At 55.9% G+C, this 14,346-nt stretch carries 11 protein-coding genes; 5 read left to right on the top strand and 6 right to left on the bottom strand.

The annotated features are described in order from the left end of the window. Positions 1 to 78: 78 nt before the first annotated feature. Entirely contained in the window at positions 79 to 819 is a 741-nt protein-coding gene (locus DBY73_RS15220; RefSeq protein ID WP_112011930.1) for a MipA/OmpV family protein, read from the top strand. A 108-nt stretch (positions 820 to 927) separates the two neighbouring features. Then, positions 928 to 1,398, top strand: coding sequence for a 4Fe-4S dicluster domain-containing protein (locus tag DBY73_RS15225; protein WP_112011931.1), 471 nt, complete (start codon positions 928 to 930; stop codon positions 1,396 to 1,398). 3 nt (positions 1,399 to 1,401) lie between these two features. Here DBY73_RS15225 and avtA read toward each other — a convergent pair whose 3' ends face one another. Further along, complete coding sequence (gene avtA / locus DBY73_RS15230) at positions 1,402 to 2,658, bottom strand: valine--pyruvate transaminase (RefSeq protein ID WP_112011932.1); 1,257 nt, start codon at positions 2,656 to 2,658, stop codon at positions 1,402 to 1,404. Positions 2,659 to 2,901: 243 nt separating this feature from the next. Then, positions 2,902 to 4,932 carry an alpha-amylase gene (locus DBY73_RS15235; RefSeq protein WP_112011933.1) on the bottom strand — a complete coding sequence of 677 codons (2,031 nt, stop codon included), beginning with the start codon at positions 4,930 to 4,932 and terminating at the stop codon, positions 2,902 to 2,904. 314 nt (positions 4,933 to 5,246) lie between these two features. Here DBY73_RS15235 and DBY73_RS15240 point away from each other — a divergent pair, with 314 nt between their 5' ends. Continuing rightward, a complete protein-coding gene (locus tag DBY73_RS15240) occupies positions 5,247 to 6,074 on the top strand; it encodes a protein bax (protein ID WP_112011934.1) in 828 nt (275 codons plus the stop codon). Positions 6,075 to 6,117: 43 nt separating this feature from the next. Here the strand turns inward: DBY73_RS15240 and xylR are convergent, their stop codons facing one another. The 4 genes from xylR to xylF all read right to left on the bottom strand — a co-directional run bounded on the left by xylR (position 6,118) and on the right by xylF (position 11,093). Continuing rightward, positions 6,118 to 7,296 carry a D-xylose utilization transcriptional activator XylR gene (gene xylR / locus DBY73_RS15245; RefSeq protein WP_112011935.1) on the bottom strand — a complete coding sequence of 393 codons (1,179 nt, stop codon included), beginning with the start codon at positions 7,294 to 7,296 and terminating at the stop codon, positions 6,118 to 6,120. Between the two features lie 31 nt (positions 7,297 to 7,327). Beyond that, a complete protein-coding gene (xylH, locus tag DBY73_RS15250; protein WP_112011936.1) occupies positions 7,328 to 8,509 on the bottom strand; it encodes a xylose ABC transporter permease XylH in 1,182 nt (393 codons plus the stop codon). Next, positions 8,487 to 10,028, bottom strand: a complete 1,542-nt coding sequence (locus DBY73_RS15255; protein ID WP_112011937.1) for a xylose ABC transporter ATP-binding protein — start codon at positions 10,026 to 10,028, stop codon at positions 8,487 to 8,489. Before DBY73_RS15255 ends, xylH begins: the two co-directional genes overlap by 23 nt. A gap of 72 nt (positions 10,029 to 10,100) precedes the next feature. Then, the gene (gene xylF, locus DBY73_RS15260; RefSeq protein ID WP_112011938.1) at positions 10,101 to 11,093 is read right to left on the bottom strand and encodes a D-xylose ABC transporter substrate-binding protein; all 993 of its coding nucleotides are present in this window, start codon (positions 11,091 to 11,093) and stop codon (positions 10,101 to 10,103) included. A gap of 371 nt (positions 11,094 to 11,464) precedes the next feature. On the opposite strand from xylF, the gene xylA reads away from it, so the two are divergent. Both xylA and xylB read left to right on the top strand, forming a co-directional pair. After that, positions 11,465 to 12,787 carry a xylose isomerase gene (gene xylA / locus DBY73_RS15270; protein WP_112011967.1) on the top strand — a complete coding sequence of 441 codons (1,323 nt, stop codon included), beginning with the start codon at positions 11,465 to 11,467 and terminating at the stop codon, positions 12,785 to 12,787. Positions 12,788 to 12,847: 60 nt separating this feature from the next. Beyond that, entirely contained in the window at positions 12,848 to 14,302 is a 1,455-nt protein-coding gene (gene xylB / locus DBY73_RS15275) for a xylulokinase (RefSeq protein WP_112011939.1), read from the top strand. The last annotated feature ends 44 nt before the right edge of the window (positions 14,303 to 14,346 follow it).

The following is a 14,346-nucleotide window of genomic DNA, read 5'->3' on the forward strand; positions in this document are numbered from 1 at the left end:
AATAGCGGCATTGCATTGATAATTTTGTAACCATTATTATTCGCCTCGCTCGCTTGGCGTTTAAATGGATCGCATGGAATGATTATCAAAAAGAATTTTCTTATTGCTGCCGCGTTATTTGCATCATCATCCGCAATGGCCGGTGAATTTTCACTGGGTGCGGGGGCGGTATTTAATGAGTCTCCTTACAAAGGCTATAACAAAAATACTACGGCGGTGCCATTAATAAGCTATGAAGGCAATAGCTTCTATATCCGTCAGGCAACGGGCGGCTGGATCTTGTGGAAAGACAATAAGAACGAAATCAGCCTTACCGCCTCCTGGATGCCGCTGCACTTTGATCCGGATGATAACGATGACGCCCGGATGAAACGGCTTGATGAGCGCAAGGCCTCCGCATTTTTGGGCGGCGCTTACTACCGCCATGAGCGCTGGGGAAGCCTGAAAGTGGCCGTTTCCGGCGATGTGATGGACGAGAGCGGCGGCCTGGTTGGCGAGGTGTCTTATTTCCATCCCGTCCGCATGGCGCGACTGACGCTGATCCCCTCCGCCGGGGTTTTCTACAGTGACGCCAGCTATAACGATTACTACTACGGCGTGTCGGGCAGTGAATCTCGCCGCAGCGGTCTGAATCAATACTCTGCCGGCGACGGCTGGAGCCCGTACGTTGGCCTTACCGCAAGGTACCAGCTTACGCAGAGCCTTTTCCTGACGGCCAGCGCGGTCTACAGCGTGCTGCCTGCTGACGTGAAGAACAGCCCGATGATTGACCGTGACGACAGCTTTGCGCTGCTGACGGGAGTGAGCTGGCGTTTTTAAAAAAAGCGCCACGCTTAAGGTTTATTTCTTCTTCTGCCGTTTCGATCATGGCAGCGACGCGTGCTCATCTGGCAAGCTTACCTAACGGTCTGAATGAGGAGGGAAGGGATGAACCGATTTATCATGGCAGATGCGGCGAAATGCATCGGATGTCGTACCTGCGAAGTCGCCTGCTCGGTAGCACATCAGGATATGCAGGAGGGCGCTCCCGCCTTTACAGAGGCGCTTTCTTCCCGCATTCGGGTCGTTAAAGGCGATACGTATACCACGGCGGTGGGCTGTCATCAGTGTGAAGACGCACCGTGCGCGAACGTTTGCCCGACGCGGGCTATTCACCGCCATGCCGGGGCCTGGCTGGTGGAACAGGCGCGCTGTATCGGATGCAAAAGCTGCGTGGTGGCGTGCCCGTTTGGCGCGATGCAGGTTCGCCGGGTAGACAACCGCGCTCGGGCGCTGAAGTGCGATTTGTGCGCCCATCGCGAGGGCGGACCCGCCTGCGTAGAGGCGTGTCCGACACGCGCGCTAAGCTGTATTGATCCTGCCAGACTTCGCACGGAACGGCTGCGAAACCTGGCTTAACCGTTATTGCCCGCCTTCACGCCACGCTTTTTCAATCTCTTCGGCCAGGATCTTCACGCCCGCGTCGATTTTATCCGGATCGGGCACGTAGTTCATGCGCATGCACTGGTGCGTATGCGGCCACGGTTTATCCAGGCCAGGGAAGAAGTAATCGCCTGGCACCATCAGCACGCCGCGTTTTTTCAGGCGCTGGTAAAGCAGCTCGGTGGTGATCGGCAGATCCTTAAACCACAGCCAGAGGAAAATCGCTCCTTCCGGTTTGTGGGTCAGGCAGCGTTCTTCAGGCAAATAGCGGCGAAGGGTAGCAATCGTTTCCTGCACGCGCTGGTAGTAGAACGGCTTAATCACCTCGTTAGACAGGCGCAGCAGGTCGTTGCGCTTAATCATCTCGCACATCATCGCCGGGCCAATCCCGCCGGGGGAAAGGCTAATGATGCCGTTCATGTTGGTAATAGCGGTGATGATTTTTTCATTGGCAATGATGATCCCGCAGCGGCTGCCCGGTAGGCCAAGCTTGGAGAGGCTCATGCACAGCACGATGTTTGGGTTCCACAGCGGACGCGCTTCGCTAAAGATAATGCCGGGGAACGGCACGCCGTAGGCGTTATCGATGACCAGCGGGATGCCGTGCTGGTTTGCCAGCGCGTCCAGCTTCATCAGCTCGTCGTCGGTAATCACGTTACCGGTTGGGTTGGTGGGGCGCGAAACGCAGATCATGCCCGTCTCTTCGCCGATATGTAGATGCTCAAAATCCACGTGATACTTGAACTGGCCTTCCGGCAGCAGCTCAATGTTTGGTCGAGCTGAAACAAACAGATCCTCTTCGAGGCCGGAATCCGCATAGCCGATGTATTCCGGCGCCAGCGGGAACAGGACTTTTCGCGTGGTGCCGTCTGCGCGGCGTCCTGCAAAGAGGTTGAATAAGTAGAAAAAGGCGCTCTGGCTGCCGTTCGTCAGTGCAATATTCTGTGGTCCGATATCCCATCCCTGCTCTTCGCGCAGCATGTCGGCGAGCAGTTTCAGCAGCTCGGTCTTACCCTGAGGGCCATCGTAATTGCAAAGCGCATCGGTGGCTTTGCCGCTTTCCAGCATTTGTGCCAGCAGCGTCTGGAAATAGGTATTCATCTCCGGGATTTGAGCCGGATTTCCGCCGCCGAGCATGATGGCGCCCGGTGTACGCAGCCCGTCGTTAAGATCTTCCATCAGGCGGGTAATGCCTGAATGGCGGGTGAATTTGTCGCCGAAAAGTGAAAACGTCATAGCAGGTGATCTAATGTGCTTATTTTGAGAGTGGGTAACCATAACGTTAGCACCGTGCGGGTGCAAATCGGCGGGTGTGGTCGGATTTGTATTTTTATGTGGTCGATTTTGATTTATTCAGTGAATCGTTCTGGTGAAGTTTGCCCCTCACCCTAACCCTCTCCCCGGAGGGGAGAGGGGATCGCCAGGAGCCGTCTTTTCGCCCTCGCCCCTTTGGGGAGAGGGCGGGGTGAGGGGACAGAATTAGAAATTCCCCGCCCACACCACCATGGCTTTATCGCCGTTGTGCTCGCGCACAAAGCCGTATCCTTGCTTCAGCGCCAGCGTTTTTTGCGAGCCTTCGCCTATCGCCGGATGGCGGGCGCGGAACTGGCCTAAAATCTGCCAGTGCGCGACGGTCGCGGCCTGATTACCCGCGATCTCCTCCCAGTTCATGTCTGAACGGGTTCCCTGAAGCGGGTCAGAGCCGGTTGGGCCAAACGGACGCGCTGATTCATCACCGTAATAGATCTGCACGCTGCCCGGCGTCAGCAGGAGTAGCTCAGCGGCGCGCTGGCCGCCCTCGCGGAACAGGCGCGTGTCGTGCGAGGAGAGGTAGCTCAGCACGTTAAAGCTCTGCAACTTTTCCGCCATTTGCTGCCACGTCGGGTCGATATCGGCCAGGCAATCCACCGCTTTTGCCGCCTGCTCCTGATAATCAAAGTTGATCATCGCGTCAAAGCCGTGGCGATAATAATCGCTCTGCATGACGCCGTGGCCCCAGGACTCGCCGGTCATCCAGAACGGCGCGTTGTCGAGCTTTTTATCCGGGTTAGACGCTTTCCACGCCGCCAGCGCCTGGCTTGCCTGATCCTTCAGCTGCTGCCACGCGTCAAGCTCCACGTGTTTGGCGGTGTCGACGCGGAAACCGTCGATACCGTAATCCCGCACCCACTGGCTAAGCCAGTGGGTCAGATAGTCGCGCGGCGTATATCCCGGTATCGCTTTCGCCTGCGTGTCGGGCTTATGCTGATAAAAGTTCGGCAGGCCGGAAGGCATCGTCGATTCCGTTTTCAGGTCAGGGAGGAACGCCAGCGACATGGTCAAATCATCAAAGCCCGGGGTGTCGTAATCGCCGATATCGGTGCGTATCCACTTTTTCCCCCACCATTTTTCCCACGCCGCTTTATCGCTAAAGTTGATGTAGTCATTAAAGCTGTGCCAGCTTTGCCCCGCGCCCGGCTTCCAGTCCGTCCAGCGTTCACCCAGCGTTTTTTTCAGCTCATCGCCCTGCAGGTAGAGGGCGCCAAACTGGTATTCCTGCATATCGGCCAGCGTGGCGTAGCCCGCGTGGTTCATCACGATGTCGAATAATACGCGGATGCCGCGCCTGTGCGCTTCGTCGACAAGCTGGCGTAAATCGTCTTCGGTGCCAATGTTGGCATCCAGTTTCGTCCAGTCCTGCGTGTAGTAGCCGTGGTAGGCGTAGTGGGGGAAATCGCCTTTCGTTCCGCCGCCGACCCAGCCGTGGATCTGCTCCAGCGGAGAGCTTATCCAGAGCGCGTTAACGCCCAATTTTTCCAGATAATCGAGCCTGCTGGTGAGCCCCTTGAGATCGCCGCCGTGGAAGGTGCCAATCTCCTGCATCCCGTCTTTGTGGCGGCCATAGCTGTTGTCATTCGTCGGATCGCCGTTAACGAAGCGGTCGGTAAGCACGAAGTAGACGGTGGCGTTTTGCCAGCTAAAGGGGGCGGGTTTGTCAGTTTCGGCGCGCTCGAGCAGCAGCAGGCCGTTGCTGTTGGCCGCGGGCTGGAGGGTAATTTTGCCCTTTTGTACCGTGGCGATCTGTTTACTGTAGAAATCCCGCACCGCGGAGCCTTCCGGGAACGTATTGCTCACATCAATGGTCAGCGGCTTGCCGTCCCATTTAGGGCACTGGCGCACCGCGCCCGCAACGGGTTTTTCAGCCGCGCTTTGCACCGTAAGCATGAGCGTTGGCGTGCCGGAGCGCGTATCGATGCGCATCTGATAATCTCCGTCGCGGAACAGACGCCACTGCGGCGGCGTACCTTCACAGGGTTTGAGCGACAGCATCTCGTTGAGTTTTATCGCATCGGCCGGCTGCCAGCACGCGTTGTCAAAACGCAGGGTCAGAGGGCGGGTACCCTTCGTCAGCGCTGCCGTACTGGTGAAAATGCCAGCACTGTCTTTTTTGAAAGCAGTAAAGTCCGCCGACGACCAGCCGGCATGCGCCATTGCGGGTAAGAGCATAAGTGCCAAAGTGGAGCGTTTCATTCCATTTTCCTGTCGCGGGATTTTTAACCAGTGTGGCATCCGCTGCAAATGAAAAAATCCTCCTCTGACGCGTTCGGGCGGGAGGACATCAAAGGATGAGTGATCCCGCGCAAATCCAGAGCGTTATCTGCGATATCGCACACAATTTTTTAGATTTGGCGTTTTAATGAGCACGTTTGAGATGACATGGTTTCGGATTTGGACTATTTCTAAACGTGCTCTTGCAGTCTATTTTTGGTATGATTTGAGATTCCGCTCTCAATTTCGAGAAAAAAATAAGGTGTTGGAATGAATAAATCCAGCCAGGAGACCTAATGATATCGACTCCCATTCGACGATATGGGGCTTCGATACTCATGTTACTCACCCTTGCATTTTCGGGTGGGGTGCTTGCGAAGACGCACACGGATACAACGAGTAAGAAAGCCCACGTCATAAAGACGACGAGTAAAAGTAAGGTTAGCAGTAAACAAGAGTATTCTCGCAATAGTGCAAAGAGTAGTTCACTTCCTGATTTGCGAAAATACCCTTCCGGGACACCACGAAAAAAAGCGTTTCTCCGGACGGTAATGCCTTATATAACAAGTCAAAATGCTGCGATTACGGCAGATCGTAACTGGCTAATTTCCAAGCAGTACGACAGCCGCTGGTCGCCGTCCGAACGTAAGCGTCTGCAGAATATCGCCAAACGCTATAAGGTGAGCTGGAACGGTAACACCCGCCGTGTACCGTGGAACTCGCTGCTTGAACGCGTGGATATTATTCCTGGCAGCATGGTCGCCACTATGGCAGCCGCAGAAAGCGGCTGGGGAACCTCTAAGCTTGCGCGAAACAACAACAACCTTTTCGGCATGAAGTGCATGAAAGGCCGTTGTACCAATGCGCCAGGTAAAGTGAAAGGCTATTCCCAGTTTGAATCGGTGAAGGATTCAGTTAACGCCTATGTGGTTAATCTGAATACGCACCCAGCCTACTCTTCTTTCCGCAAGTCGCGCGCGCAGCTGCGTAAAGCGGATCAGGAAGTTACTGCAAGCACCATGATTCACAAGCTGAAAGGGTATTCCACGCAGGGACAACGCTATAACAACTATTTGTTTGCGATGTACCAGGATAACCAGCGCTTAATTGCCGCGCACATGTAGTTCAAATAAAAAAACGCCTTCCTCATGGAAGGCGTTTTCTTTTCTAAATCAATACTTCACTGTGACGTTCCCGATACTCTTTTGGCGTAGTGTCGTACTCTTTCCTGAATACCGAGTAAAAGTATTGCAGCGAGGGGTAGCCGCACATCTGTGAAATTTCATTAATTGAGAGCGACGTAGAAATTAACAGGCTCCGCGCTTTCTCCAGCTTTTCAGCGTGAATGACCGCGTGAATAGTTTCGCCCACCTCTTCCTTAAAACGCTTCTCAAGATTGGAGCGTGAAATGCCTACCGAATCCAGCACCTGATCGACCTTAATGCCCTTGCAGGCATTGTTGCGAATGTAGTGCATGGCCTGAATTACCGCCGGGTCGCTTAACGAGCGGTAGTCCGTAGAGCGTCGCTCCACCACGCGAACGGGCGGAACCAGCAGGCGCTGAAGCGGTAATGCCTCGTTATCTAACAGTCTGTGAAGCAGCTTGGCGGCCTGGTAGCCCATCTGGCGCGTGCCCTGCGCCACGGAAGAGAGCGCGACGCGCGACAGATAGCGCGTCAGCTCTTCGTTATCAATGCCGATCACGCAGAGTTTTTCCGGAACCGGGATATGCAGATGTTCGCAGACCTGCAGCACGTGGCGCGCCCTGGCGTCGGTGACGGCGATAATCCCGGTTTGCGGCGGCAGCGTTTGCAGCCAGTCCGCCAGCCGGTTTTGCGCGTGCTGCCAGTTTTCGGGCGCCGTCTCCAGCCCCTGATACACCACGCCGCGGTACTTCTCCTGCGCGACGATCTGGCAAAACGCATGTTCGCGCTCTACCGCCCAGCGCTTGCCGCTCGACGCCGGCAGGCCGTAAAACGCAAAGCGATGCACGCCTTTCTCTTTTAAGTGCAAAAAGGCGCTCTCGACCAGCGCATGATTGTCGGTGGCGATGTAGTGAACGGGCGGGTAGTTCTCGGGAGCGTGGTAAGAGCCGCCAACGCCCACGATAGGGACGTCGACATCCTTCAGCAGTTGCTCAATAACGGGGTCGTCATAGTCCGCGATGACCCCGTCGCCCAGCCAGTCTTTTATGTTCTCAAGACGCATGCGGAAATCTTCTTCAATAAAGATATCCCACTCGGATTGCGACGCCTGCAAATATTCCCCAACGCCCTCCACAACCTGACGGTCATAGGCTTTGTTGGCATTGAATAACAACGTTATGCGGTGACGCTTTTCAAACATGGCCTGTTTCCCAAATAAGAGGAGGTTGTGTTCACGCCCGTCGCTTGGTCGCAGAATCCATCCACACGGCGAGCAGCAGAATGGCGCCCTTGACGATATACTGCCAAAACGTCGGGACGTCCATCATACTCATTCCGTTATCCAGCGACGCCATAATAAATGCGCCCATTACAGCACCTGCCACGCTGCCCACACCGCCTGCGAGGCTGGTTCCACCGATTACGCACGCCGCGATAGCATCCAGTTCCGCAATGTTACCCGCAGACGGTGAACCCGCCCCCAGGCGCGAGCTGAGGATCAGCCCCGCGATGGCAACCATCAGGCCGTTGATGGCAAAGACCGCCAGCTTGGTGCGTTCCACGTTGATGCCTGACAGCCGCGCCGCTTCAATATTGCCGCCAATAGCGTAAATACGGCGCCCAAAGGCCGTGCGCGTGGCCATAAACATGCCGCCCAGCAGCAGGAGCGCGAGCAGCAGAACCGGCGTCGGCACGCCGCGATAGTCGTTCAGCAGCCAGATGGCGCCCAGCACGATAACGGCGGTGAGCGCCTGGCGGCCAACGGCGGAGGTTGATGCCGAAGACGATAAGCCCAGCGCCTGTCGGCGCATGCGCCCGCGCCACTGCCACGCAACGAAGGCCATCAGCCCGATAACCCCGAGCGTAAAGCCAACGCCGTCAGAGAGATAGCTCTGCCCAATCTGCGACATGGCGGCGCTGGTGGGGGAAACCGTGGTGCCGTTGGTAATCCCGATTAAAATGCCGCGAAACGCCAGCATTCCCGCCAGGGTGACGATGAACGACGGCACTTTGCGATAGGCCACCCACCAGCCGTTCCACGCGCCGAGCAGCAATCCAAGGACCAGCGTAACGGCAATGGTCAGAGGCAGCGGCCAGCCAAGCCATACGTCGAATATCGCGGCCACGCCGCCGAGCAGGCCCATCATCGACCCCACCGAGAGGTCAATCTCCGCAGAGATAATGACGAAAACCATCCCCACGGCCAGAATGCCGGTGATCGCGGTCTGGCGCAGCAGGTTAGAGACGTTGCGGGCGCTCAGATACGAGCCGTCCGTCATCCAGGTGAAAAACAGCATGATGACGATGATGGCGGCAATCATCACGAAAACCTGCAGGTTTAGCGCTTTAAGTCCCGAAAACGCGCCGGGCGTCGGGACAGCGGCTTTGATATCAGACGGGTTGCTTTTCGACATGGCGTTCGCTCCTTAATGCGGCTTCCATGACCTTTTCCTGGGTCAGGCCCTGGTTGGTCAGGTTGGCTTTTAGCTTGCCTTCGTGCATGACCAAAATACGGTCGCTCAGGCCCAGCACTTCGGGTAATTCAGACGAGATAACAATGACGGCAATCCCCTGCTGCACAAGCTGGTTAATCAGCTTGTAGATTTCGTATTTCGCGCCGATATCAATTCCGCGCGTCGGCTCATCCAGAATCAGAATGCGTGGATTTAACAGCAGGCAGCGCGCCAGAATGGCCTTCTGCTGATTGCCGCCGCTGAGGCGTCCGATGGCCAGCTCCGGAGAGGAGGTTTTCACCTTCAGTCGCGCGAGTGAATCCAGGATGCACCGCTGCTCGGCCGCATCGTCCAGGCTGCTCAGCCTGTCGGTGAACTGATTAAGCGCGGCCAGCGTAACGTTCTTGCCCACCGCCATGACGGGCACGATGCCGTCTTTTTTTCTGTCCTCCGGTACCATGGCAAGACCGTGCGCAATGGCCTGCTGGCAGTTGCTGATTTTTACCGGCTGGCCGTCGATGTAAACAGTCCCTTCCCAGCGTCCCGGCCAGACGCCGAACAGGCACTGTACGGCTTCGGTACGTCCGGCACCGACCAGACCTGCGATGCCAAGGATCTCGCCGCGATGAAGTGAGAAAGAGACGTTATTGACGCGTTTGATATGGCGATTAACGGGATGCCACGCGGTCAGGTTTTCCACGCGCAGCACCTCTTCGCCCACTGCGTGTGGTTCGTTCGGATAAAGCGCGGTCAGCTCGCGTCCGACCATCATGGTGATGATGTCATCTTCGCTCATGCCCGCGGCTTCGCGCGTGCCGATGTGCTGCCCGTCGCGGATCACGCAGATGGTGTCAGATATGGCCTTCACTTCGTTAAGCTTGTGCGAAATATAGATGCAGGCGATACCGTGGTTTTGCAGATCGCGGATGATGTTAAGCAGAACGGCGGTTTCCTGCTCGGTGAGCGAGGCGGTCGGCTCATCGAGGATCAGCAGACGCACCTGTTTATTTAGCGCTTTAGCGATTTCAACCAGCTGCTGCTGGCCGAGGCCGAGATCGCCCACGCGGGTGTCGGGGGAAATAGCAAGGCTGACCTGCGCCAGCAGCTTTTCGCAGCGCAGCGTCATGGTGTCGTAATCGAGCACGCCGTGGCGTGAAATTTCAGCACCGAGGAAAATATTCTCCAGAACGGTGAGGTGTTTCACCAGCGCCAGCTCCTGGTGAATAATGGCGATACCTTTGCGTTCGGTATCGCGGATGTGCGAAGCCTGAATCACTTCGCCAGCAAAAACGATTTCACCGTCATAGCTGCCGTAAGGGTAAATGCCGCAGAGCACCTTCATCAGCGTCGATTTACCGGAACCATTTTCACCGCATAACGATACCACTTCGCCGGGGTTCAGGCGCAGGCTCACGTTATCGACGGCTTTCACCGCGCCAAAGGCTTTGGTGATACTTTTCATTTCAAGTAAATAAGGCATAACTGCTCCACGTGACCGAAGGAAAATACCGGGCTGGTCGATGCGCCCCCGCTCTGCAGGGGCGGCGCTGGATTACAGTTCACTCTTTTTATGGAAACCGTCTTTAATCACGGTGGCGTCAATGTTCTCTTTATTGACTTCAATCGGGGTAAGCAGGCGAGCCGGAACGTCCTTCAGGCCGTTATTAAGGGTGGAATCCGCTTTAGGCTGCTGGCCATTTCCCAGCTCGACGGCGATTTCCGCAGCCGTATTGGCAAGCTCGGTAATCGGCTTATACACCGTCATGGTCTGCGTGCCTGCGATAATGCGCTTCACGCCCGCGAGGTCGGCATCCTGACCTGATATCGCCACTTTCCCCGCAAGGCCTTGTGCGCTGAGCGCCTGAATGGCACCGCCAGCTGTCGCATCGTTAGAGGCCACGACGGCATCGATTTTGTTATTGTTGGCGGTCAGCGCGTTTTCCATAATTTTCAGCGCATTTTCCGGCAGCCAGCCGTCTGCCCACTGATCGCCGACCACCTTAATTTTTCCGTCGTCGATATACGGCTTAAGCACTTTCATCTGGCCTTCACGGAACAATTTTGCGTTGTTATCCACCGGGGAGCCGCCCATCAGGAAATAATTTCCCTGAGGAACCTTGTCGATCAGGCTTTTAGCCTGAAGTTCACCGACTTTTTCATTATCAAAGGAAATATAAAAATCGATGTCGGCATTATTAATCATGCGATCGTAAGCCAGAACTTTTATTCCTTCCTGTTTGGCTTCTTTTACAACGTTACTGAGCACCTGGCCGTTGTAAGGGATAATGACCAGCACGTCGACGCCGCGGTTGATCATATTTTCAATTTGCGACATTTGCGTTTCTTCGTTGCCGTTGGCCGATTGTACAAAGACCTGCGCCCCGAGTGATTCCGCTTTTTTAACAAAAATATCGCGATCTTTTTGCCAGCGTTCCAGGCGAAGGTCGTCAATCGCCATGCCGATTTTGACCTCTTTGGCGTGACCGGCAAAGCTTGCGAGCAGGAGAGTCGTGCAGAGCGTAAGGGTTAAGTTCTTTATCTTCATAATTATTGTGCCTTTTTGTAGGGATATGTGTTGCTGAGATAAAAGAAACATTTACTGCTGAGACGCAGCAAATTTTTAACGTGGAAAGTCCTGCTGGCAATTACAGATTTTTATCTTCTCGTTACGATATTTGGTTTATTTCTCAATTTATGACCGCGATCGGATTTTAAAATGCGTAACGTACTAATTACATTTGATTCTGGAATAAGCCCCGAGAAAAAGTTTTCTCGCACATTATTTTGCGAGCCAGCGCACAGTTGTGCATTCTCTCAATAGCAGTGTGAAATAACGTAATTGAGCAAGCTGGAATGTCTATTCACTATTACTCCAGTATCGACTACCCGCCGCATCTCTTGATTATGGAGCTCAATATGCAAGCTTATTTCGACCAACTCGATCGCGTTCGTTATGAAGGCCCGAAAACGACCAATCCCTTAGCCTTCCGTCATTACAACCCGGATGAGCGGGTGCTGGGTAAACGCATGGAAGACCATCTGCGCTTCGCCGCCTGTTACTGGCATACCTTCTGCTGGAACGGTGCGGATATGTTCGGTGTTGGCGCTTTCGATCGTCCGTGGCAGCAGCCGGGTGAGGCCATTGAGCTGGCGAAGCGGAAAGCGGATGTGGCGTTTGAATTTTTCCACAAGCTGAACGTGCCGTACTACTGCTTCCACGATGTGGATGTCTCACCGGAAGGCGCATCGCTGAAAGAGTACCTGAATAACTTTGCCCAGATGGTGGACGTGCTGGCGGCAAAACAGCAGGAAAGCGGCGTGAAGCTGCTGTGGGGTACCGCAAACTGTTTTACCAACCCGCGCTATGGCGCAGGGGCGGCAACCAATCCGGACCCGGAAGTGTTCAGCTGGGCGGCCACGCAGGTGGTGACGGCGATGAACGCAACGCACCAGCTGGGCGGCGAAAACTATGTCCTGTGGGGCGGCCGTGAAGGGTATGAAACCCTGCTGAACACCGACCTGCGCCAGGAGCGCGAGCAGATTGGCCGCTTTATGCAGATGGTGGTCGACCATAAGCACAAAATCGGCTTCCGCGGCACATTGCTGATTGAACCGAAGCCGCAGGAGCCAACCAAACATCAATATGACTATGACGTGGCGACCGTTTACGGCTTCCTGAAGCAGTTTGGCCTGGAAAAAGAGATCAAGGTGAACATTGAGGCTAACCATGCGACGCTGGCGGGCCACTCGTTCCACCATGAAATCGCCTCTGCTATCGCGTTAGGGATCTTCGGTTCGGTTGACGCAAACCGCGGTGACCCGCAGCTGGGCTGGGATACCGACCAGTTCCCGAACAGCGTGGAGGAGAACGCGCTGGTGATGTACGAAATCATCAAAGCGGGCGGCTTTACCACCGGCGGGCTTAACTTTGATGCCAAAGTGCGTCGCCAGAGCACCGATAAATACGATCTGTTCTACGGCCACATTGGCGCAATGGATACCATGGCGCTGGCGCTGAAGGTGGCTGCCCGTATGATTGAAGACGGCGAGCTGGATAAGCGCGTTGCGAAGCGCTACGGCGGCTGGAACAGTGAGCTGGGCCAGCAAATTTTGAAAGGCCAGTTATCCCTTGCCGAGATCGCGAAGTACGCTGAACAGCATCAGCTTGCGCCGCAGCACCAGAGCGGGCATCAGGAACTGCTGGAGAACCTGGTCAACCACTACCTGTTCGATAAATAACCGCATGTAGGCCCGGTTAGCGCAGCGCCACCGGGCATTTTCAGTTAAGGAATCCACGCTATGTACATCGGGATCGATCTTGGCACATCTGGCGTTAAGGTCATTTTATTAAGCGAGCAGGGTGACGTGTTAGCCACGCAGGGAGAAAAGCTGCAGGTTTCACGCCCGCATCCGCTTTGGTCAGAACAAGACCCTGAGCAATGGTGGCAGGCGACGGACCGCGCAATGAAAGCGTTAGGCGAGCAGCACGGCCTGCGGGACGTAAAGGCGCTGGGCATCGCTGGGCAAATGCACGGCGCAACGCTGCTGGACGACCAGCATCGCGTGCTGCGCCCGGCTATCCTGTGGAACGACGGCCGCTGCGCGCAAGAGTGCGCCATCCTTGAGGCGAGCGTACCGAACTCGCGTGATATTACCGGCAACCTGATGATGCCCGGCTTCACGGCGCCTAAACTTCTGTGGGTGCAGCGCCACGAACCGGAGGTTTTCCGGCAGGTTGCGAAGGTGCTGCTGCCAAAAGATTATCTGCGTTTTCGCATGACGGGCGATTTCGCCAGCGATATGTCTGACGCGGTGGGCACGATGTGGCTCGACGTAGCGAAGCGCGACTGGAGCGAGGCGATGCTGGAAGCATGCCAGCTGACCCGCGACCATATGCCTACGCTTTTCGAAGGCAGCGAGATAACGGGGACGCTACAGCCATCCATTGCTGAACGCTGGAATATGCCCGCCGTGCCGGTGGTGGCGGGTGGTGGCGATAACGCTGCGGGGGCGGTTGGCGTAGGCATGGTTGAGTCCGGTCAGGCGATGCTTTCGCTCGGGACCTCCGGGGTTTACTTTGCGGTGAGCGATGGCTATCGCAGCAATCCTGAAAGCGCAGTACACAGTTTCTGCCATGCGCTGCCGGGCAAATGGCACCTGATGTCGGTGATGCTGAGTGCGGCATCGTGCCTTGACTGGGCGGCGAAGCTTACCGGCATGGACGATGTTCCGGCGCTTATCGCCGCGGCACAGCATGCGGATGAAGGTGCGGGTGCCGTCTGGTTTTTGCCTTACCTTTCCGGCGAGCGCACGCCGCATAACAACCCGGAGGCAAAAGGCGTGTTCTTTGGCTTAACGCACCAGCACGGTCCGGCGGAGCTGGCGCGTGCGGTGCTTGAAGGTGTGGGATATGCGCTGGCAGACGGTATGGACGTGGTGCATGACTGTGGCCTGAAGCCGTCCAGCATCACGCTAATTGGCGGCGGCGCGCGAAGCCCGTACTGGCGGCAGATGCTGGCGGATATTAGCGGCCTGCAGCTTGATTACCGCACCGGCGGCGACGTGGGGCCAGCCCTTGGCGCGGCGCGGCTGGCGCAGATTGCGATGAACCCTGATAGGCCGTTGCGCTCGCTTTTGCCACAGTTACCGCTTGAACAGCAGCACACTCCTGACGCGAAAAATCATGCTCGCTACGCAGAAAGACGTGTTGTTTTCCGCAACGTTTATCAGCAGCTTTTGCCGCTGATGTCATAAATATCCGCCGGGTGGCGCTGCGCTTACCCGGCCTACAACGCCCC

The organism is Enterobacter sp. RIT418, from assembly GCF_003057745.1.
In the GTDB taxonomy this organism is placed as follows: domain Bacteria; phylum Pseudomonadota; class Gammaproteobacteria; order Enterobacterales; family Enterobacteriaceae; genus Enterobacter.

Excerpts from the sequence above, each read along its gene's own strand:
- DBY73_RS15220 (WP_112011930.1), top strand. The coding sequence starts at position 79 with ATGATTATCAAAAAGAATTTTCTTATTGCTGCCGCGTTATTTGCATCA.
- DBY73_RS15225 (WP_112011931.1), top strand. The coding sequence starts at position 928 with ATGAACCGATTTATCATGGCAGATGCGGCGAAATGCATCGGATGTCGT.
- avtA (WP_112011932.1), bottom strand. The coding sequence starts at position 2,658 with ATGACGTTTTCACTTTTCGGCGACAAATTCACCCGCCATTCAGGCATT.
- DBY73_RS15235 (WP_112011933.1), bottom strand. The coding sequence starts at position 4,932 with ATGAAACGCTCCACTTTGGCACTTATGCTCTTACCCGCAATGGCGCAT.
- DBY73_RS15240 (WP_112011934.1), top strand. The coding sequence starts at position 5,247 with ATGATATCGACTCCCATTCGACGATATGGGGCTTCGATACTCATGTTA.
- xylR (WP_112011935.1), bottom strand. The coding sequence starts at position 7,296 with ATGTTTGAAAAGCGTCACCGCATAACGTTGTTATTCAATGCCAACAAA.
- xylH (WP_112011936.1), bottom strand. The coding sequence starts at position 8,509 with ATGTCGAAAAGCAACCCGTCTGATATCAAAGCCGCTGTCCCGACGCCC.
- DBY73_RS15255 (WP_112011937.1), bottom strand. The coding sequence starts at position 10,028 with ATGCCTTATTTACTTGAAATGAAAAGTATCACCAAAGCCTTTGGCGCG.
- xylF (WP_112011938.1), bottom strand. The coding sequence starts at position 11,093 with ATGAAGATAAAGAACTTAACCCTTACGCTCTGCACGACTCTCCTGCTC.
- xylA (WP_112011967.1), top strand. The coding sequence starts at position 11,465 with ATGCAAGCTTATTTCGACCAACTCGATCGCGTTCGTTATGAAGGCCCG.
- xylB (WP_112011939.1), top strand. The coding sequence starts at position 12,848 with ATGTACATCGGGATCGATCTTGGCACATCTGGCGTTAAGGTCATTTTA.